This is a genomic window from Cobetia sp. Ld8 (assembly GCF_045066615.1).
GTDB classification, from domain to species: domain Bacteria; phylum Pseudomonadota; class Gammaproteobacteria; order Pseudomonadales; family Halomonadaceae; genus Cobetia; species Cobetia amphilecti.
The window spans coordinates 161,178-182,049 of the sequence record NZ_JBISHF010000005.1; the positions used below are offsets into that span (position 1 = coordinate 161,178).

A 20,872-nucleotide genomic window follows, 5' to 3' on the forward strand; every position below is an offset into this window, starting at 1 on the left:
TAACCGCTGGCCAGCGGGCTGTCTTTTGGCAAGACGTCGACTCGGACATCTTGCCGCGCCCAGTGGCATCAGTGGCTTACAGCTGGTTGAGCGGAATGCCCAGTGGCTCGCGCGAGGCGCCGGCCTCTTCCAGCTGACGCAGGTAGTAGGCCCACATGGCGTCGCGGCGATTGGCCAGTTCCCACAGGTATTCCCAGGTATACAGGCCGCTGTCATGGCCATCATCGAAGTGCAGCTTCAGCGCGTAGCGGCCGCTCTGGGTGATGTTGGTCAGCCCGACGTAGCGCATGCCGACCTGCAGGGTTTCCTGGCCGACACCGTGGCCACGCACTTCCGCCGACGGCGACATCACGCGCAGGAATTCGGTGCTCAGGCGGAAGCTCTGGCCATCGGCGTAGCCCAGCTCCAGTTCGCGCTCTGACTTGTGGTAGTGCACGCGCGTCGGTACCGGGGCCTCTTCGCCATCGCGGGCATGGCGCTCGTTGAGGCGGTAGTCGCGCTGCTGGCCGCTGGTATCAGCGTCGTGGGACGCGGCGGCGTCCTTGGGAGTGTCGTGGCTCATCGGGGCATCCTCGGGCTTGCATGCCGCGCGGCGGCGTAGGGCGTAGGGCGCAGGGCGGCATGGCGAAGGCAGATAGGCGTCGAGCACGGCGCTTGGCCGGTCGATGTGTCTTGTGCGCATGATGCACTGACGCCCGATCCGGGCCAAGCCGGATCGGGCGTCAGAAGTCCCCTCAGGAACGGGACTGGCTTCCATGAGGGGCTGTCAGGCGCGTGAGCGTGTCGTCAGAGGATGTAGCGCGACAGGTCTTCATCACGCGCCAGATCACCCAGGCGGGCATCGACGTAGGCGGCATCGACCTTGAGTTCGCCGGGCTGATCGCCACCCTCGTAGGAGATCTCTTCCAGCAGACGCTCCATCACGGTGTGCAGACGACGGGCGCCGATGTTCTCGGTGCCTTCGTTGACCTGATAGGCGATCTGGGCGATGCGCTCGATGGCGTCATCCGCGAAGCTCAGCTCGACGCCTTCGGTCGCCAGCAATGCCTTGTACTGACGGATCAGGGCGGCGGACGGCTCGGTCAGGATGCGCTTGAAGTCTTCCGGCGTCAGGGCGTTGAGTTCGACACGGATCGGCAGACGACCCTGCAGCTCCGGGATCATGTCCGACGGCTTGGACAGGTGGAAGGCACCGGAGGCGATGAACAGGATGTGGTCGGTCTTGACCATGCCGTGCTTGGTGGACACGGTGGAGCCTTCGATCAACGGCAGCAGATCGCGCTGCACGCCTTCGCGGGACACGTCGCCGCCACTGCCGGATTCGCCACGCTTGGCGACCTTGTCGATCTCGTCGAGGAAGACGATACCGTTCTGTTCGACGGCCTCGATGGCACGGCTCTTGAGGTCTTCATCGCTGACCATTCTGGCCGCTTCTTCCTCGTGAACCAGCTTGAGCGCTTCCTTGACGGTGATGCGACGGCTCTCTTTCTGCTGCTTGCCCATGTTGGAGAACATGGACTGCAGCTGGCTGGTCATCTCTTCCATCCCCGGCGGGGTGGCGAAATCGAGACTCTGGCTGGCCGGGCTCAGCTCGATGTCGATTTCCTTGTCATCCAGCTGACCTTCGCGCAGCTTCTTGCGGAACATCTGGCGCGTGCTGCTGTTGTTGGCGGCAGCGTCGTACTCTTCGCCACGCACCCGCGGCAGCAGGGCGTCGAGGATGCGCTCTTCGGCGGCATCTTCGGCCTTGTCGCGCACTTCCTTCATGGCGTCTTCGCGCACCAGCTTCATCGCGACCTCGACCAGGTCGCGGATGATGGATTCCACGTCACGGCCGACATAGCCGACCTCGGTGAACTTGGTCGCCTCGATCTTGAGGAAGGGCGCGCCGGCCAGCTTGGCCAGGCGACGGGCGATCTCGGTCTTGCCGACACCGGTCGGGCCGATCATCAGGATGTTCTTCGGCGTGACTTCCGGGCGCAGATCGTCATCGAGCTGCATGCGGCGCCAGCGGTTGCGCATGGCAACCGCCACGGCGCGCTTGGCTTCAGGCTGGCCGACGATGTGCTGATCGAGGGCGTTGACGATTTCCTTCGGGGTCATCTGGGACATCTCAGGACAGCTCCTCGATGATGGCATTGTGGTTGGTGAAGACGCAGATATCGGCCGCGATGGAGATGGACTTCTCGGTGATCTCGCGGGCGGAAAGCTCGGTATTCTCGATCAGGGCGCGGGCAGCGGCCTCGGCGTAGTTGCCGCCGGAGCCGATGGCCAGTACGCCGTGCTCGGGCTCGACCACGTCACCGTTGCCGGTGATGATCAAGGAGGCGTGCTTGTCGGCGACTACCAGCATGGCCTCAAGCTTGCGCAGGGCGCGGTCTGAGCGCCACTCCTTGGCAAGCTCCACGGCGGACTTCACCAACTGGCCCTGATACTTCTCGAGCTGCGCTTCGAAGCGTTCGAACAGCGTGAAGGCATCGGCGGTACCACCGGCGAAACCGGCCAGCACCTGATTGCGATACAGACGACGCACCTTGGCGGCGTTGCCTTTCATGACAGTGTTGCCAAGGGATACCTGGCCGTCACCAGCCAGGGCGACCTGGCCGTTGCGACGCACGGAGACGATCGTGGTCATGGATAACTCCTGAGAGAGCATGCCGGCGATTGGAATAAGGTGAACGGGGCCGGGCATGGCATTTCTGGGCAGACGAGGCCGTGGCCTCGTCGCGTAAAACGGGTGGTGATCGTCAGCCTGGCGCTTGCCACTGCTTGCCGCGATCCTGCACCGCCTGACGGGCGGCACGCGGGCCTGATATCTCACCGGAATGCTGTAGATGGGGGCGCCGATACGGGTTTCAAGTCATCGGCGACTCAGCGTTGACTGCGATCGGCCCTGGTCTGCGCCCTCATGCAACGGGCCCGCTCAAAAATGAGCGGGCCCGTCTGTCGCAAGGCTCACGCCTGGCTTACTGCAGCTTGATCAACAAGGGCTCGATGCCCTGGGTGTTCATCAGGTCCTGGGCGCGATTGAGCTCGCGGGTGTCCTTGTAGGGACCGACCTGCACTCGGTGCCAGACGGTGCCGCCGGAGGCGTTGACGTCACTGACCTTGGCCAGCAGGCCAAGGTCCTTGAGCTTGCCGGCCAGCTTCTTGGCATCGCTCATCTCGCGGAAGGACGCGGCCTGCAACATGTAGTTGGTCAGCGAGGCCTCGGACTTCTTGGTGCTCTCGGCGCTGCCCGGACGCGGCGTGGACTTGTACTCATCCACCTTGGGCGCGATCACCTCGGTTTCCGGCAGCAGGGTGTAGAACTCGAAGGTCGGCATGTTGCCGGCGGACTCTTCGGGGGCTTCCTTCTGCTGCTGGTTGCCCTGTTTGGCGGCTTGCTGCCCGTTCTGCTGTCCGTTCTGCTGCGTGTTGGCCTTGGGCACGATGGCCGCGACCGGCAGACGCGGGGCCTGTTTCTCGAAGTACTGCGCGAGAGCGAAGCCGGCGATCAGACCGATGATGCCCCACAGCCAGCCGGGCAGACCACGGCTCTGGCTGGCAGCGGGTTGCCGGCGGGGGCTCGCCCCCTGGCGGGAGGCGGGCTTCTTGTTGGCGGGGCGGCGAGCAGCCATGGCTTACATCTCCTCGGGAGCGCTGACACCCAGCAGGGCCAGGCCGTTGCGGATGACCTGAGCGGTCGCCAGACCCAGCGCCATGCGCGCATTGCGGGTCGCGTCGTCCTCGACCATCACCTTCACCGCGTTGTAGCAGGTGTGGAAGTCGGAGGAGAGGTCCTGCAGGTACTGGGCGACCTGCTGCGGCTCGCGCACCTTGGCGGCGTGGGCGACGACGTCCGGGAACTGCGCCATGCGATTCATCACGGCCTTTTCCTGGTCGCTGGTCAGCAGGGTGAGCTGCGCCATGGCCAGGGCTTCGTCGAAGGGCTTCTCTTCGCGGCTGGCCTTGCGCAGCACGCTGTGCACGCGGGCATGAGCGTACTGGATGTAGTAGACCGGGTTGTCATTGGACTGGGAGCGCGCCAGGTCGATGTCGAAGGTCAGCTGGGAGTCGGCGCGACGTGCCGCCAGGAAGTAACGGGTCGCGTCGCGGCCAACTTCCTCGATCAGGTCGCGCAGGGTCACGTAGCTGCCGGCACGCTTGGACAGCTTCACTTCCTCGCCGGAGCGCATCACGGTGACCATCTGGTGCAGCACGTAGTCCGGCCAGCCCTTGGGGATGTCCGCCTGCAGAGCCTGCAGACCGGCACGCACGCGGGTCACGGTGGAGTGGTGATCGGCACCTTGCTCGTTGATGACCTGGGTGAAGCCACGCTGCCACTTGTCGAGGTGGTAGGCGACGTCGGGCAGGAAGTAGGTGTAACCGCCGTCACGCTTGCGCATCACGCGGTCCTTGTCATCGCCGAAGTCGGTGGTGCGCAGCCACAGGGCGCCATCGTCTTCATAGGTGTAGCCGTTGTCGACCAGACGCTTGACGGTCTCCTCGACCTTGCCGTCGCTGTAGAGCGAGGACTCGAGGAAGTAGACATCGAATTCGACGCCGAAGGCCTTGAGGTCGAGATCCTGCTCGTGGCGCAGATAGGCGACGGCGAAGACGCGGATGGCGTCCAGATCATCGGGGTCCGCGGCGCCGGTCACCTGCTTGCCATCGGCCTCGACGGTGTCACCGGCCATGTAGGAGGCGGCCAGTTCGCTGATGTAGTCACCGCGGTAACCATCGGCCGGCCAGCTGGCATCATCCGGGCCCAGGCCCTTGGCGCGCGCCTGGGCGGAGAGCGCCAGATTGTTGATCTGGGCGCCGGCGTCGTTGTAGTAGAACTCGCGGGTGACGTCGTGGCCGGTGGCGGCCAGCAGGCGGCACAGCACGTCGCCGACCGCGGCACCGCGGCCGTGACCGACGTGCAGCGGGCCGGTCGGGTTGGCGGAAACGAACTCGACCTGCACCTTCTCGCCGGCACCCACGTCGCTGTGACCGAAGCTGTCGCTTTCGCTGAAGACGCGACGCACGATATCGGCTACCGCACCGGTATCAGCGAAGAAGTTCAGGAAGCCGGGGCCGGCGATCTCGACCTTGGAGACGGCATCGGAGGCCGGCAGCGCCGCAATCAGCTTCTCGGCCAGATCGCGCGGCTTCATGCCGGCGGCCTTGGACGTCATCATCGCCAGATTGCTGGCGTAGTCGCCGTGACTCTTGTCCTTGGTCGGGTCGACCTTGATCTGCGGGCTGGCGTCGGCGGGCAGGGTGCCGTCGGCCTTGAGGGTTTCCAGGGCCTGGCCCAGCAGTTCGATGATCGTCTCTTTCATGGAATATCGGTCTCTTCACGGCTCGGGTCGCACCGCGTGCCATACAGCAGGCGGTTGCAGGCATCAGGCCTGCGGGCAATGGGGGAGTGCGGATGTCGCTGCACGATGGCGGGCATTATCACCGATCCTGCGGCTTGCATAAACCGTCGTGATCAATCGCGCCGCATTCCGCGCCCTGCAGGGATAGTGGTCAGTTCATCGCAAGCGGCGTGAAGGGCTGCCATACCGCTTGCGTATCACTCAGGCCATGCCGACGGGATCGACATCCAGCGACCAGCGCAGGCGGCGTGCGTCGCGGTCCTGCTCGCAGAGCGTCACCAGCCAGGCCGCCGCTTCATGCAATGGGCCGCGTTTCGCACAGCGCAACAGCAATTGGGCGTGATAGCGATTCTGGCGACGCTCCATCGGTGCGGGTACCGGGCCGAGGCAATCCACCTTGAGATTGGCAGCCTCGAGGTGCTGGCGCAGGGCGCCACCGACCTTCAACAGCCACTGTTCGACCTGCTGCTGGTCAGTGGCCTCGGCGCGCAGCAGCGCCAGATGGCTGAACGGTGGCAGCTGGGCGATGCGGCGCTCCTCGAGCAATTCCCCCGCCAGCTGCGGGTAGCCAGCCTGAATCAGCGTCAGCAGGTTGGGGTCTTCCGGGTGGCGGGTCTGGATCAACACCTCACCGGGGCGCTCGGCGCGTCCGGCACGCCCCGCGACCTGCACCAGCAGCTGCGCGGACTGCTCCAGCGCCCGGAAGTCGGCGGCATAGAGGCCGCTGTCGGCGTTGACCACCACCACCAGGGTGACGTGGGGAAAGTGGTGGCCCTTGGCCAGCATCTGGGTGCCGACCAGCAGGCAGGGCTCGCCACGCCGGATCACCGCCAGCGCCTCGCTCATGGCGTCCTTGCGCTGGGTGCTGTCGCGGTCGATGCGCAGCACCGGCACGTCGGGGAATTTCTCACCGAGCAGTTCTTCGGTGCGCTCGGTGCCCGCGCCCTGCGGGCGAACATCTCCGCTGCCACAGGCCGGGCAGGCATCCGGCAGCGGGCGGGTGCGCTCGCAGTGGTGGCAGGTCAGCTGGGGTGGATGACGATGCAGGGTCATGCGGGCATCGCAGTTGTCGCATTCGGCGATCCAGCCGCAGGCATGGCAGGTCAGGGTCGGCGCGAAGCCACGCCGATTGATGAACACCAGCACCTGATCGCCCTGGGCGAGGCGCTTCTCGATCGCCTCCAGACTCTGGGTCGAGAGGCCGCCCAGCGTCATGCGGCCGCGCAGGTCGACCGGGTGCAGTCGGGCCGGTTGGCTGCGTCCGGCGCGCTGATGCAGGTGCAGATGCGTGAAGCGTCCTTCGCGAGCATGACGCAGGCTTTCCAGAGACGGCGTGGCGCTGCCGAGCACCACGGGTATGCCTTCCTGCTTGCCGCGCACCAGCGCCAGATCGCGGGCGTGATAGCGCAGGCCGTCCTGTTGCTTGAAGGAGCCGTCGTGCTCCTCGTCGACGATGATCACGCCGAGTCTGGCCATCGGCGTGAAGATGGCGGAGCGGGTACCGATCACGATGCGCGCCCGGCCGCTGCGGGCGGCTTCGAAGCCATCCAGGCGTTCACCATCGCTGACGCCGGAGTGCAGCATCACCTGCGGCACGCGGAAGCGTCTGCGGAAGCGCTCCAGCGTCTGGGGCGTCAGGCCGATCTCGGGCACCAGCACCAGCGCCTGGCCGCCGCGGTCCAGCACCGCCTCGATCAATTGCAGGTAGACCTCGGTCTTGCCGGAACCGGTCACGCCTTCCAGCAGTGTGGGCGAGAAGCGGCTCAGGCCCTCATGCAGACGCGAGAGGGCGCGACCCTGCTCATCATTGAGGGCCAGGCCGGGTTCGGCGAGCACGCCCTTGTTGGCCTGCTCCGGCGTGGCGCCGGTCACCGGCTCCTCACGGGATTCGATATAGCCGCGGCCGCGCAGGGTCTCCAGCTGCTGGCGGGTGAAGCCCTGGGCGGTGATGGCGCTGTGCACCAGGCCATGACGATGCTGAGCAAGCAGCTCCAGCAACGCGATCTGGCGGGTGGCTCGCCCCAGGCTTGCCGGCTCGGTGGCGCGGCCTTGCTCGGTCAGCGTCCAGCGCTCACGGGTACGCGCCTCGAGGGCGCGCCCCTGACGCAGCAGCGAGGGCATCGCCTGGGCGAAGGTGTCGCCGAGCGAGTGCTGGTAATAGCGCGCGGTAAACTGACATATCCACAACCAGTCGGCCGGTAGCGGTTCGTCATCGATGACTTCGCTGACAGGCTTGAGCTTGTCGATGGGGAAGCTTGAGTCGCTGCGCAGCTCGGCGATCACCCCGACCAGCTGGCGACGCCCGAATTCGACGCGCACGCGCAGGCCCACCTGCCAGCCGTGACGAGGCGGCTGGCGGGATGGCAGGTAGTCGAACAGATCGCGCAGCGGGCCGGGAATCGCGATGCCCAGCACACGTCCCGGCAGGTGAGTCGCAGTCTTGTCGGTAGTGTCAGGCACGCAAGGTATCCGGATATGAGGTGATATGAGGCGTTCAGTAAAACGGGGATATGCCGTGGCACGCAGTCTACAGAGTGTTGCCCGCAATAAACGGCACAAAGTTTGGTCTTGCGGCAGATGACTGGTAAAATGCGCGGCCTTCCGTCGGAAACGGCGGAATGACCGGTTCAATCCAAAACCCGTGTACGGTGCCTGGCAAGTGATCAGGTGGCGGTGCACAGCGACCTGAGGTTACACATCATGAAACAGGGTATCCATCCGGACTACCAGCGCCAGACCGCAACTTGCTCCTGCGGCGCGCAGCACGAAATCGGTACCACTTCCAAGCAGACTTTCGCGCTTGACGTGTGCTCCGAGTGCCACCCGTTCTACACCGGCAAGCAGAAGCAGGCTACCACCGGTGGTCGCGTCGAGCGCTTCAACAAGCGTTTCGGTGCTGCCATCAAGCGCTGATACCTTCAGCTGCTTGTCGCTTTCATGGCGCTGCGCATCTTGCAGCGTCATGGACGAAAAACCCGCTCACGAGCGGGTTTTTTTGTGCCTGTCGTTCAGACCACCCTGAAGAGAGCCGCGACCATGGCAGCCGGCCCGGGATGTCCTTGTCGTGATGATCTGGTCGCAATGGTCTGCCGTGATGCCCTTGCGAAGATTTCACCCCTGCGCTGCGCTTGCTGAAAGGAAAGATTGTTTCCGATTTGGCACTTTTTCTGCTCTGCCTCTGCATCAAGCGCGCCGGAATGGCGGGTTGCGTCAGCGAACGGTCGAAAATCGAGGATCTTGCGCGAATCGTGGCGTCATCTCGGGCCGAAATCGACGCGAAGTCCGGTCAGCGATAAGGAAAGGTTTATGGCTGGGTAGGGCATCCATAACGTTAGACGAATGGCTAAAATATTTTTTAAACGAACGTTTTAAAGTCATGCATAACAGCAAGTTGCGTCGGTTGTTCAGAGGTGTCTTTTTCTATATTCTGGAGCAGCCAACCCCCCGCCAAAATACCGGATGACACGCATGTCTGATGCCATGAAGAAAGCAGCACTGCAATATCACGCCGAACCGATTCCCGGAAAGCTCTCCATCGAGCTGACCAAGCCGACCGAGACCGCCAAGCACCTGGCGCTGGCCTACAGCCCGGGCGTTGCCGAACCGTGCCGCGAAATCGCCGCCGACCCGGAAAATGCCTACCTGTACACCGGCAAGGGCAACCTGGTCGCGGTCATCTCTGACGGGACTGCCATCCTTGGCCTGGGCAACCTGGGGCCGCTGGCTTCCAAGCCGGTCATGGAAGGCAAGGGCGTGCTGTTCAAGCGCTTCGCTGGCATCAACTCCGTCGATGTCGAAGTGGATGCGGAAAGCCCACAGGCCTTCATCGACACCGTGCGTCGCATCCACACCACCTACGGTGGCATCAACCTGGAAGACATCAAGGCACCGGAGTGCTTCGAAGTCGAACAGGCGCTGATCGAGCAGTGCAATATCCCGGTCTTCCATGACGACCAGCACGGTACCGCCATCGTCACCGCGGCCGGCATGCTCAACGCCCTGGATATCGCCGGCAAGAAGCTGGAAGACGCGCGCATCGTCTGCCTGGGCGCCGGCGCTGCCGCCATCGCCTGCATGAAGCTGCTGGTGGCCAGTGGTGCCAAGGTCGAGAACATCTTCATGCTCGACCGCAAGGGCGTGATCCACAGCGGCCGTGACGACCTGAACCAGTACAAGGCGATGTTCGCCACCGAGACCGAGCTGCGCACGCTGGACGACGCCATCGATGGCGCCGACGTCTTCGTCGGTCTGTCCGGCCCGAACCTGCTCAAGGCAGAGCAGCTCAAGAAGATGGCCGCCAACCCGATCGTCTTCGCCTGCTCCAACCCGGATCCGGAGATTCATCCGGATACCGCTCGCGAAGCACGCCCGGACGTCATCATGGCGACAGGTCGCTCCGACTACCCGAACCAGGTCAACAACGTGCTGGGCTTCCCGTTCATCTTCCGTGGCGCGCTGGATGTGCGTGCGACGCGCATCAATGAAGAGATGAAGCTGGCCGCCGTTCACGCCCTGAAAGACCTGGCGCGTGAGCCGGTCAGCCAGGATGTGCTGGATGCCTACGAGATCGACAGCCTCGAATTCGGCCCGGGTTACATCATCCCGACGCCGATGGACTCGCGTCTGCTCGAGCGTCTGCCGGCCGCCGTGGCCCAAGCGGCCATCGATTCCGGTGTCGCACGCAAGCCGTACCCGGCGCACTACCCGCTGACCAGCACGGATCAGGTCTACGGTTAAGCGTCAGCGGTCGAATGGCCGGTTGGCGGCGTCTCTGAAGCGACGCAAGACATGAAAAAGCCCTCGTCGGAGATTCCGGCGAGGGCTTTTTGTTGGTGGCTGCTTTCAGCCTTGAGCCTAGAGCCTTGAGCCATGAACCGCGAGCCATGAGCCACCAGCGACTGGCGCCTGGGCAGGCAGGCGTCAGACCATTGCTCAGAAGCTGTAGAGGATGGAGGCCGCCGTGGTGGTGTCGGTCTTGGCATCCGACTCGTCGGGCGGGTTGGTGTTGTTCTCGATCTCATGCGAGAGCTTGAGAGCGAGGCTTGCATTGATGGCGACCGTCAGCGCGGTATAGCTGCGACTGATCACGTTCTCGCGCGTGGCCTCTGCCGAGAACTGCTGCTCGAACTTGGAGGTGTCGGACAGCTGCCAGCGGTAGTCCATCGCGCCATAGCCCAGCAGGTAGTTCTCGTGATCCCCCGCCGTGATGTCATCGAAGCGATAGCCCGGCCCGGCCTCGAGGGAGAGGTTGTGCTCGGGGCCATCCAGTATCGTGATGCCCTCACCGACGATGGAGGTGACCTGGTGGTTGTAGCCGGAGAAGCGCTCCTTCTCCCACCGCAGCAGCCCGAAGGCGTAGTGGTCATCGCTGAGGTCATAGCGCTCGCGCTGCCCGACCAGGTACTTGTCGGTCGTGGTCTCGCCACTGCTGGAGACATGCTTGGCCTCCACACGGAAGGTGTGGGTCCAGGGCTTCAGGTGCCAGGACAGGCTGGTCTTGCCCAGCAGGGTCTCGCTGTTCGAGTTGCCCGACAGCTTGGTGAAGCCCAGCTCGGCCTGGCCGCTGAAGGGCTCAGAGTCCTCGCTGGCGGGTGGCGGTGCATAGAAGAGGTCGTCTGCGACAGCCGTGTCGAGGGGAAGCAGGGCCAGGCACAGAAACGCGGTCCTGCGCAGTGTGGGCAATGGGTGAAGCATGCGAACTCCGGCATGTTTGAGGCATGACATCATCATCGGGAATATGGCTTGCGAGATGACGCTTGCTGAGCGAGGCGGCCTGGCGCGTCATCCGGACGCTACCAGTGGATCGCGATACGGGGGAGCCGTGCGAATGCTCAGATGGCAGAAGAGCGACCAGCGGCCGCTCTTCCTTGGGCTCTCTCCCCTGCCGATGAGGCTGGCAGGCGAGGTCTGGAGATCAGATCAGAAGATGGCCTCGAAAGTTCCGGTACCTTCTGAACCGCTTTCCTGCTCCAGTTCCTTGCGGATGGTGCGTTCCTGGTAGGGCGGCAGATTATCCTTGCGGAACAGCTCACTGATGCCGCCGGACTGACCGCTGCGCAGGCGCTTGCCGGTGTCCGGGTCGATGGTCGCCGTCACGATGCTGTCCGGACGTTCCATGGTGGAGGACGGCATACCCTTGAGGGCACCACGCATGTAGTCGACCCAGATGGGCAGAGCGGCCTGGGCGCCATACTCGGCCAAGGTGTCGTTGGAGTCCTTGCCGACCCAGACCGTGGCCACCAGCTTGCTGTTGAAGCCGGAGAACCAGGCATCACGCTGATCGTTGGTGGTGCCGGTCTTGCCGGCCAGGTCATCACGACCCAGCGCGAGGGCGCCACGGCCAGTACCGCGCTTGATGACATCCTGCATCATGTCACGGATCAGATACATGGCTTCGGGGGAGGCGACACGCTCGGCCAGCGGGTACTGGCGCCCGTCACGATTGACGGTGACCATGCCCGGCGCGCAGTTGGCGCAGGCAACCGCCGGATGCGCTTCATAGTCGGTCTCGTCATCGCCACGCGTGATGGTGTCGATGTACCAGGGCTCGACACGGAAGCCGCCATTGGAGAGCACGGCATAGCCGCGCGCCATTTCCAGCGGGGTCAGCGAGGCGCTGCCCAGTGCCAGCGACAGGCCATTGGGCAGTTCGTCGCGCTGGAAGCCCAGCTTGACCAGGAAGTCGAGGGTCTTGTCGAGGCCGACCGTCTGCAGCAGGCGCACGGAGACCAGGTTCAGCGAACGATACAGGCCAACGCGAACGCGGGTCGGGCCGGTGAACTTGCCGCCGGCATTTTCTGGACGCCACACCTTGCCGCCATCCTGAAGCACGACAGGGGCGTTGTTGATGATGGTCGCCGGTGACATGCCGGCCTGCTCGAGCCCGGACAGGTAGACGAAAGGCTTGAAGATCGAGCCTGCCTGACGGCGTGCCTGAATGGCGCGGTTGAACTTGCTGGCGGAATAGCTGAAGCCACCTTGCAGGGCGAGGATGGCGCCACTTTCCGGGTCCAGCGAGACGATGGCGGATTGCGCGTCCGGCAGCTGGCCCAGACGGTAGCCGTCGTCCTGCTTGATCACGCGCACCAGGTCACCGGCCTTGGCGATCTCGGCGGCCGACCCCGGCACGCCGCCACGCCATTTGGCGCTCTTGTACTCGCGCGCCCACTTCAGCCCCTCCCAGTCGAGGGTCACGGCTGTGGCGTCGGCCAGCAGTACCTTCATCTGCTTGCCAGTGCTTTCCACCACGATGGCGGCCTTCAGTGGGCCGTAGTCTGGGGTGCGGTCGAGCACTTTCAGCCAGTTCGAGACATCACGATCGATGCCCGCGATGCGCTTCTCGCTCTTCTGAGCCGCCTGCTTGGCGGTTTCCAGCACTTCCGGCGACTTGGAGAGCTCTTCTTCGAGGCCGGCCTGATCGGTCTGGTCCTGGGCTTCTGCCAGGGAGGCGGCGATGTCGGATTCCTCGACCCCGCGCCAACCGTGGCGGGTATCGTAGGCGATCAGCCCCTTGATCAGGGCATCACGTGCCTGCGGCTGCAGTGAGCTGTCCAGCGTCGTGGTGATGCGGACGTTGTCGGTGTAGGCCTTGTCTCCGAAGCGATCGACGGCGAAGCTGCGTGCCATTTCCGCGACGTAGGGTGCCTGGACCTCCGGTTTTGAGTAATAGCGTGCCGCGGTGATCGGCGCCTTGACGGCTTCGTCATAGGCCTGCGGCTCGATGTAACCCAGCTCCTTCATGCGCAGCAGGATCCAGTTGCGACGGATCAGTGCGCGCTGCGGGTTGGTCAGCGGGTTGAAGCTCGACGGCGCCTTGGGCAGGCCGGCCAGCATGGCCTGCTCGGCCAGGGTCAGTTCATCCAGGGACTTGTTGTAGTAGGTGCGCGCAGCAGCGGCGATCCCGTAGGCGCGATGTCCCAAGAAGATCTTGTTGACGTAGAGCTCCATGATCTCCTGCTTGGAGAGGATCTCTTCCATCTGCAGCGACAGCAGAATCTCGCGAATCTTGCGCGTGAAGGTCTGGTCCAGTGTCAGCAGATAGTTGCGCGCCACCTGCATGGTGATGGTGCTGCCGCCTGACTGGATGCTGCCGCTGGAGGCCAGCTGCACGGCCGCGCGCGCCAGCCCCTTGGGGTCGATGCCCGGGTGGGAGAAGAAGTTGCTGTCCTCGGCGGCGAGGAGGGCGTCAACGAAGGTCTCGGGGATCTCGTCGTAGGTGACCGGGATGCGGCGCTGGTCACCGTATTCGCCGATCAGCTTGCCATCGCGGGTATAGATGCGCAGCGGCGTCTGCAGCTTGGTATCCTGAAGCTGATGGACGTCGGGCAAGCCCGGCGAGAAGTACAGCGAAGCGCCAACGATGGCCAGAAGTCCCGCGGCACATAGTGATAGCAGCAGCCAGAACACTGGCGAAAATAGTCGTCTCAATAGCTTCATGGGCAAGACAGGGTCCGTGGGTAAGAAAAGCGAGTGGCTGCGCGGGGATTGGCAATTCCATTGCTGGGGCATTATAAGTAGCGGGTTCAGATGCGGCCAGCGTTGAACCCTGACTTGCGCGTCTGTTGTGTTATTCTGGGAAACATAATGTAACATCCTGGAATGATAGAGGGTGTCGCGGCAACGTCGTCAGGGAACCGGCGGCCAGCCAGTCTGGCAAGATCGTCATCAGAGCAGGGGAACGCCAATTGCTGGGACTCAAATCCGCCGGCAAGGGACTCATCGGGGTCGATATCACGTCGGCCACGGTGAAGCTCCTGGAGCTGTCCAGGCAAGGAAATCGATACCAGATCGATAGCTATGCGGTGCGTCCACTCAAGGAAGGCGCAGTCGTCGAGCGACGTATCCGAGACATGGACGAAGTCGTGCTGGCCATCAAGCGTGCCGTCGAGCAGGCGCAGCCGCGCTCGAAGCGCGCTGTCGTCGCGGTTCCCGCGAGCGCCGCCATCACCAAGACGCTGAGCTTCCCGGCCAATCTCGCCGATGACGAGATCGAGCAGCGCATCGCGCTCGAGTCTGAGAAGCACTTCCCCTTTCCGCTGAACGATGTCGCGTTCGACTTCCAGCATCTGGGCGTCAATCCGCGCAATCCCGATCAGCAGGATCTGCTGCTGGTGGCATGTCGCAGCCTGGACGTCGATCAGCTGACCTCGGCACTGTCCCAGGCCGGCCTCGAGCCGGCTGCCGTCGATGTCGAGACCTTCTCCCTCGAGCGCGCCTTCGGCGAGCTGCGTCATCAGTTGCCGCCGACCTACGACAACGAAGAGTGCGTTGCCGTCGTCGATATCGGTGCGACGATGACTGCCTTCCACGTCATCCAGAATGGCCGCATCGTCTACAGTCGCGACGCCGTCTTCGGGGGGCGTCAGCTGACGGACGAGATCATGAATCGCTTTGATCTCTCCAATGATGAGGCGGGCCTGGCCAAGAAGCGTGGCGGTCTGCCGGATACCTATGACAGCGAAGTACTGGGTCCGTTCCGCGAGACGCTCATCCAGCAGATCGCGCGCTCGCTACAGCTCTATTATACCGCCGGCAAGCGTCGAGAGGTGCAGCGTATCCTGCTCGGGGGTGGTACGGCCGCCATCGCGGGGCTGCGTGAAGGTCTGGCGGAGCACACCGGGCTTGAAGTGATCATGGCCAACCCCTTCACTCACATGAGCGTCAATCCGCGCGTCGATATCCAGGCGCTGGCGGGCGATGCCCCGGCGATGCTCACGGCCTGCGGTCTTGCGATGAGGAAGCGCTCATGACCATCGAGATCAATCTGCTTTCCTGGCGTGAAGACCGACGTGAGAAGCGCAGCAAGCGCTTCATGGGCATACTGGCGCTGGCGGCTGTCGTTGGCATCGGTGGCGGCTATGGCATGAGCGAGTATTACCAGAGCCAGCTTGAGGCGCAGCAGCAGCGCCATGCCTTCATCGAGAAGGAAATGGCCCGTCTCAATCGTGACATCAAGGAAGTCGAGGACATCGAGGCACGCCGAACCCAGATGCTCGATCAGATAGAGCTGATCCGCAGTCTGCAGTTCTCGCGTCCGGAAACGGTGCGGGTCTTCAATCAGCTGGTGACGTCTCTGGTGGACGGCGCCTGGTATCAGAGCATCAGTCGCAGCGGGCGCCAGCTCAAGGCGAATGGCACGGCGGAAAGCACGCGTCAGGTCTCGGGCCTGATGCGCGCCATTGCCCTGTCGGATTCCTTCGGCACCCCGACGCTCTCCGATGTGCAAAGCAATGACGACGATCAGCGCAGCTTCAATATCATGATTCCGGAGCGCCCGACGGGGTCGGCGCTGAACGCTGCCGAAGCGGAAAATGACAAGAAAGGAGGTCGGCGATGAGTTTCATCGATGCTGAAATCCGCCGCCTCAAGTCGACGGATTTTCGTGATCTTGACCTGAAGGAAGCCGGCATCTGGCCGGTCACGCTGCAGGCCGTGCTGGCGCTTATCGTGCTGGGCGCCCTGTTCTGGGCGTCCCATTGGTTCCTTGCGGCGCCCAAGGCAGAAGACCTCGAGCGTCTGCGCGCCCAGGAAAATCAGCTGCTTCAGCAATTCGAGAGCAAGGCGTTCAAGGCCGCCAACCTGCCGGCCATGCGCGAGCAGATGGTGGAGCTGGAGTCCCGCATGGGGCAGCTGCTGGAAATGCTGCCCACCGACGCGGAAGTCCCGGCGCTGCTGGATGACATCAGCGAGACGGCGATCAACAACCAGCTGGCGGTCGAATACATTCGTCTGAAGCCGGCGGAGAATCGCAACTTCTACGTCGAGCAGCCTTTCGATATCAAGGTGCGCGGCGACTATCATCGTATCGCAGCCTTCATCTCCGGGGTCGCGGGGCTTTCACGCATCGTGACGCTGCATGATTTCGTGCTGACGCCGGTCGCCAACAGCGATGATCTCGAGCTGTCGCTACTGGCCAAGACCTACAATTATCGCCAGACCCCGGCAACGTCAGGAGGCAAGCAATGAGCCTGATGACACGTCGAAATACCGTGATGGGAAGTGTGTTGCTGGTCACTCTGCTGGCGGGTTGTGGAGATCCGCAGCTGGGCGCGCTGGAGGGGGAGCTCGAGTCCTTGAGAGGACGTCCTTCCGGCAAGGTGCAGGAGTTGCCGCCGCAACCCGAGTATCATCCCGTCACCTATGACATGGCGGATGCGCGCAGTCCTTTCCAATCACGTCTGCCGGAGCCCGAAGAGGAGCTGACGGCCGTCGACAACGGTGTGCGACCGGACCTCGATCGCCCTCGTGAACCACTGGAAGCCTGGCCGATGGAGCAGCTCAGCATGGTCGGGACGCTGGATGTCGATGGCGCGCGTTCGGCGTTGATTCTGACGCCGGAGCAGGAAGTCCAGCGTGTGCGGGTCGGCAACCATATGGGCAGCAACTTCGGCAGGATCACCCGTATCGGTGATACGCAGATCGATATGGTGGAAATCGTGCCCAATGGTCAGGGCGGTTGGATCGAGCGGTCTCGCGCCATGGCGCTGAAAGAGCCCGTGTCGACAGGTGGTTGAGATCACTGGCGTTGGCAGTAGCCATATTGTCACGGAAGACGAACGGTCGACCCGCAAGAGATGGCGACCGACACCATAACGCTTCGATAAGAATAAGGCGCGATCAGCCCGACGGTTGAACGGAGCCACGGCGAGACAGGGGACTAGGGAACATGACGCGATTGCAACGAATGAGTCTGCTGGGGCTGGCGGCAGTCGGTAGCCTGATGGCGAATGTGGCGATGGCTGCGTCGTCGCTGCAGGATCTCAACTTCACCGCCCTCGGGGGCGATCGTATGGAGCTCAAGCTCGACTTCGTCGGCGGAGTGCCGGAGGTCAAGGGCTACCGTATCGAGACGCCGCCGCGCATCACCATCGACCTCCTGGATACCAGCAGTCAGCTCGACAAGCGTCGCTTCGATCTGGGGCTCAGCGGCGTGGACGAACTGGTGGCGCTGGAGGCCGGCTCGCGCACGCGTCTGGTCATGAAGCTCAACCAGTCCAAGCCGTACGTCACGCGCACCGAGGGCAACAGCCTCTACGTCATCATCGGCGAGCAGGGTGGTGCGCCGGGCGCTCAGCCTGCGGCTGCCTCCCAGGCGAACGCCGCCAGCGTGCCGCCGGACAACCGTGCCCTGGAAGTGGCCAGCGAGCCGGCCGTCAGTGGTATCGATTTCCGTCGTGGCACGGACGGTGAAGGTCGCGTCGTGATCAACTTCAACCGCTCCAACGTCGAGTCACGTGTCACCGAGCGCGGGCGCAAGATCTACGTCGACATCAAGGGCGTGAAGCTGCCGCCGGAGATGAATCAGGTGCTGGATGTCGGCGATTTCGCCACGCCGGTGACGCGTATCGATCCGCAGCGTACCCGTGATGGCGTGCGCATGGTGGTGGACGCCAGTGGCTACTACACCCAGCTGGCCACCCAGGCAGGCAACGAGCTGGTGCTCGAGGTCAAGCCGCTGACGCGTGAAGAGCAGGCGGAGCGCATCAAGGACAAGTTCCCCTACACCGGCAAGAAGATCTCGCTCAACTTCCAGAACATCGAAGTGCGCTCCGTGCTGCAGATCATCGCTGACTTCACGGGGCTCAATCTGGTCGCCAGTGACAACGTCACCGGCAACGTGACCCTGAACCTGAAGGAAGTGCCCTGGGATCAGGCGCTGGATCTGGTGCTCAAGTCCAACGGTCTGGCCAGTCGTCGCATGGGCAACGTGCTGATGGTCGCGCCGGCCGAAGAGCTGGCGGCACTGGAGCGCAAGGAGCTCGAGGCGAACCAGCAGGTCAAGGAGCTGGCGCCGATGACCACCGAATACATCCAGGTGCGTTATGCCAAGGCGGCGGACCTGGCGGCGTTGCTGCGCGGTGAAGGCGGTATCGGTCTGCTGTCCGAGCGGGGACGCGTGATGGTCGATGAGCGCACCAACACCATGCTGATCCAGGATACCCGCGATACGCTCGAGTCCATTCGCGGCACGCTGGAATATCTCGATATCCCGGTGCGTCAGGTGCAGATCGAGGCGCGCATCGTCATCGCGCGCAGCAGCGTCTCCAGCGAGATCGGTGTCAACTGGGGGCTTTCCAACAGCAGCAACGGCAAGTTCGGCCTGGAAGGCGCGTCGACCGGTACGACCAGCAACGGTGGTCTGAGCGTAGATCTGGGTGATGACAGCAGTCCGGGAAGCACCTTCAGTTTCGGTTACCTGTCCGGCGATATCCTGCTGGACCTGGAGCTCTCGGCGCTGGAAAGCGAAGGCAAGAGCCAGACCATTTCCCAGCCCAAGATCATCACCGCCAACCAGAAGAAGGCCGTCATCAAGCAGGGTCAGGAAATTCCCTACGAGGAGGCGACCTCCAGCGGTGCGACCAACATCGAGTTCAAGGAAGCGGTGCTGGCGCTGGAAGTGACGCCGCAGATAACGCCTGACAACCGCATCATCATGGATCTGTTGATCAACAATGACGATGTCTCCGATGATAGCTTCAATGGCGAACCGGCCATCGATACCAATGAAATCGAGACGCAGGTGCTGGTCAATGACGGCGAAACCGTGGTGCTGGGTGGCATTCTGACCTCTGAGCAGATTCGCAGCGTCTTCAAGACGCCCTTCCTCGGGGACCTGCCGGTGATCGGGAATCTGTTCCGCTATACCGAAGAGTCCAACGAGAAGGTAGAATTGCTGGTATTCATTACCCCGAAGATCATCGAGGACGGCCTGGCGGTGCGCTGATGCATGTGATTCCCAACGTATTCCTTGTCGGCCCCATGGGGGCCGGCAAGAGCACTATCGGCCGCCTGCTGGCGGCCGACTTGCATCGTGAATTTTGCGATAGCGACCATGTGATTGAAGACCGCTGCGGAGCCAGTATTCCGTGGATTTTCGACGTCGAGGGCGAGTCCGGCTTTCGTGAGCGTGAGCAGGCTGTCATCGATGAGCTGACCTCGCTCAGGGAAGTCGTGATGGCCACCGGTGGCGGCGCCATCATGGCGGAAGCCAATCGGCGCGTACTGCGCGAACGCGGCACTGTCGTGTATCTCTACGCGCCTGTCGAACAGCAGCTCAAGCGAGCCGGCCGTGATCGCAATCGTCCGCTGTTGCAGCAGGATGACCCCGGGCGGGTGCTCAAGCGCCTGTTCGAGTTGCGTGACCCGCTCTACCGCGAGACGGCCGATATCATCGTGCGTACCGATCGGCGCAGTCCTCGGGCGGTCACCAACGAGATCCGTCGCCGCATCAAGGCGCTGGCGGACCCGTTGCACGCCCCTGGCTAGTCTCATCAGCGGCTGGTGGCCCTGGCGGGTATCAGTCGCTGTCATCTGTTTCGCCCAAGGAGAATTCTGATGTCCCTGGCACCTGCTCATCGTCTTGATGTCGCGCTCGGCGAGCGTAGTTACCCCATTCATATCGGGCCGGGCCTGACCGCACGTGGTGATCTGATTCGTGAGCACCTTGCGGGGCGTCAGGTGATGATCGTCACCAACACCGTGGTGGCACCGCTGTATCTGGACGCACTGAAGGCCTCGTTGGGTGAGGGGCTCGATATCCGCGAGGTCATCCTCGACGACGGCGAGCAGACCAAACACATGGCCAGCATCGGCCTGATCTGGGATGCCCTGCTCGAGGCCGGCTTCAATCGCCGCTGTACCTTGATCGCCCTCGGTGGTGGCGTGATCGGTGACATGACCGGCTTCGCTGCGGCCTGCTATCAGCGGGGCGCGGCCTTCATCCAGGTGCCGACCACGCTGCTGTCGCAGGTGGATTCCTCGGTGGGCGGCAAGACCGGCGTCAACCATCCGCGTGGCAAGAACATGCTGGGCGCCTTCTGGCAGCCGCGCCTGGTGCTGATCGATACCGCAAGCCTCAAGACATTGCCGCAGCGTGAGCTGTCAGCGGGCATGGCCGAGGTCATCAAATATGGTCTGCTGTGGGATGAAAGCTTCCTGAGCTGGCTGGAAGACAACATGACGGCCCTGATGGCGCTGGACGAAACCCTGCTCGGTGAAGCCATTCGCCGCAGCTGTGCCATCAAGGCGGATGTCGTGGCGCAGGATGAGACCGAGCAGGGCGTGCGTGCGCTGCTCAATCTGGGCCACACCTTCGGGCATGCCATCGAGACGGACCAGGGCTATGGCGTCTGGCTGCACGGCGAAGCCGTCGGCACCGGCATGCTGATGGCGGCTGAGCTTTCGGCGCGCATGGGCTGGCTGTCGAGTGCGGATGTGGAGCGTGTCTCGCACATCATCGCCAAGGCAGGCTTGCCGCTGGCGGCTCCGGAAGACATGGGCGTCGAGGACTTCCTCAAGCACATGCAACTGGACAAGAAGAATGTCGACGGTCGTCTGCGCCTGATCCTGCTTGAGCGCATCGGCCGAGCGGTGATTACCGAAGAGGCGCCAGCCGGTGTGCTGGCCGACATGCTGGAGCACTGGCCACGCAGCTCTCGCTGACATCCCGGCCAGCCAGCGGCTGGTTCATGGGCGCTGCACGACCACGCAAGCCGTCACCCTCTGGGTGGCGGCTTTTCTTTTGG

The 20,872-nt window shown here is 63.4% G+C and carries 17 protein-coding genes; 9 read left to right on the forward strand and 8 right to left on the reverse strand.

The window, feature by feature from the left end:
* Positions 1-76 precede the first annotated feature (76 nt).
* The 6 genes from ACJJV2_RS01305 to ACJJV2_RS01330 all read right to left on the reverse strand — a co-directional run bounded on the left by ACJJV2_RS01305 (position 77) and on the right by ACJJV2_RS01330 (position 7,808).
* Positions 77-436: a gamma-butyrobetaine hydroxylase-like domain-containing protein gene (locus tag ACJJV2_RS01305; RefSeq protein WP_043333080.1), complete on the reverse strand. Its 360-nt coding sequence runs from the start codon at positions 434-436 to the stop codon at positions 77-79.
* Positions 437-786: 350 nt separating this feature from the next.
* Positions 787-2,112: an ATP-dependent protease ATPase subunit HslU gene (hslU, locus tag ACJJV2_RS01310; RefSeq protein ID WP_043332972.1), complete on the reverse strand. Its 1,326-nt coding sequence runs from the start codon at positions 2,110-2,112 to the stop codon at positions 787-789.
* Position 2,113: 1 nt separating this feature from the next.
* Entirely contained in the window at positions 2,114-2,635 is a 522-nt protein-coding gene (gene hslV, locus ACJJV2_RS01315; RefSeq protein ID WP_043332970.1) for an ATP-dependent protease subunit HslV, read from the reverse strand.
* Between the two features lie 331 nt (positions 2,636-2,966).
* Positions 2,967-3,620 carry an SPOR domain-containing protein gene (locus tag ACJJV2_RS01320; RefSeq protein WP_043332968.1) on the reverse strand — a complete coding sequence of 218 codons (654 nt, stop codon included), beginning with the start codon at positions 3,618-3,620 and terminating at the stop codon, positions 2,967-2,969.
* 3 nt (positions 3,621-3,623) lie between these two features.
* Positions 3,624-5,309, reverse strand: coding sequence for an arginine--tRNA ligase (gene argS, locus ACJJV2_RS01325; RefSeq protein ID WP_404325437.1), 1,686 nt, complete (start codon positions 5,307-5,309; stop codon positions 3,624-3,626).
* A gap of 240 nt (positions 5,310-5,549) precedes the next feature.
* Positions 5,550-7,808, reverse strand: coding sequence for a primosomal protein N' (locus ACJJV2_RS01330; RefSeq protein WP_405277805.1), 2,259 nt, complete (start codon positions 7,806-7,808; stop codon positions 5,550-5,552).
* Between the two features lie 240 nt (positions 7,809-8,048).
* Here ACJJV2_RS01330 and rpmE point away from each other — a divergent pair, with 240 nt between their 5' ends.
* Together rpmE and ACJJV2_RS01340 are read left to right on the forward strand one after the other, a co-directional pair.
* Entirely contained in the window at positions 8,049-8,261 is a 213-nt protein-coding gene (rpmE, locus tag ACJJV2_RS01335) for a 50S ribosomal protein L31 (RefSeq protein ID WP_054556509.1), read from the forward strand.
* A gap of 555 nt (positions 8,262-8,816) precedes the next feature.
* Positions 8,817-10,085 carry a malic enzyme-like NAD(P)-binding protein gene (locus ACJJV2_RS01340; protein ID WP_054556560.1) on the forward strand — a complete coding sequence of 423 codons (1,269 nt, stop codon included), beginning with the start codon at positions 8,817-8,819 and terminating at the stop codon, positions 10,083-10,085.
* A gap of 195 nt (positions 10,086-10,280) precedes the next feature.
* Here ACJJV2_RS01340 and ACJJV2_RS01345 read toward each other — a convergent pair whose 3' ends face one another.
* Positions 10,281-11,042, reverse strand: a complete 762-nt coding sequence (locus ACJJV2_RS01345; protein ID WP_043332961.1) for a YdiY family protein — start codon at positions 11,040-11,042, stop codon at positions 10,281-10,283.
* A 225-nt stretch (positions 11,043-11,267) separates the two neighbouring features.
* Entirely contained in the window at positions 11,268-13,784 is a 2,517-nt protein-coding gene (locus tag ACJJV2_RS01350) for a penicillin-binding protein 1A (protein WP_405277808.1), read from the reverse strand.
* Positions 13,785-14,032: 248 nt separating this feature from the next.
* Between ACJJV2_RS01350 and pilM the strand changes: the two genes are divergently transcribed.
* The 7 genes from pilM to aroB all read left to right on the forward strand — a co-directional run bounded on the left by pilM (position 14,033) and on the right by aroB (position 20,789).
* Positions 14,033-15,097, forward strand: coding sequence for a type IV pilus assembly protein PilM (gene pilM, locus ACJJV2_RS01355; RefSeq protein WP_175089640.1), 1,065 nt, complete (start codon positions 14,033-14,035; stop codon positions 15,095-15,097).
* A complete protein-coding gene (locus ACJJV2_RS01360) occupies positions 15,094-15,684 on the forward strand; it encodes a PilN domain-containing protein (RefSeq protein ID WP_405277811.1) in 591 nt (196 codons plus the stop codon). The genes pilM and ACJJV2_RS01360 overlap by 4 nt, the downstream gene beginning before the upstream one ends.
* A complete protein-coding gene (locus tag ACJJV2_RS01365; protein WP_153636591.1) occupies positions 15,681-16,313 on the forward strand; it encodes a type 4a pilus biogenesis protein PilO in 633 nt (210 codons plus the stop codon). The genes ACJJV2_RS01360 and ACJJV2_RS01365 overlap by 4 nt, the downstream gene beginning before the upstream one ends.
* Positions 16,310-16,861, forward strand: a complete 552-nt coding sequence (locus tag ACJJV2_RS01370) for a pilus assembly protein PilP (RefSeq protein WP_405277813.1) — start codon at positions 16,310-16,312, stop codon at positions 16,859-16,861. The genes ACJJV2_RS01365 and ACJJV2_RS01370 overlap by 4 nt, the downstream gene beginning before the upstream one ends.
* 152 nt (positions 16,862-17,013) lie before the next feature.
* Complete coding sequence (locus ACJJV2_RS01375) at positions 17,014-19,071, forward strand: type IV pilus secretin PilQ (protein ID WP_404325432.1); 2,058 nt, start codon at positions 17,014-17,016, stop codon at positions 19,069-19,071.
* Complete coding sequence (gene aroK / locus ACJJV2_RS01380) at positions 19,071-19,613, forward strand: shikimate kinase AroK (RefSeq protein WP_054556506.1); 543 nt, start codon at positions 19,071-19,073, stop codon at positions 19,611-19,613. The genes ACJJV2_RS01375 and aroK overlap by 1 nt, the downstream gene beginning before the upstream one ends.
* A gap of 69 nt (positions 19,614-19,682) precedes the next feature.
* Positions 19,683-20,789, forward strand: coding sequence for a 3-dehydroquinate synthase (gene aroB, locus ACJJV2_RS01385; RefSeq protein ID WP_054556505.1), 1,107 nt, complete (start codon positions 19,683-19,685; stop codon positions 20,787-20,789).
* Positions 20,790-20,872: the final 83 nt, after the last annotated feature.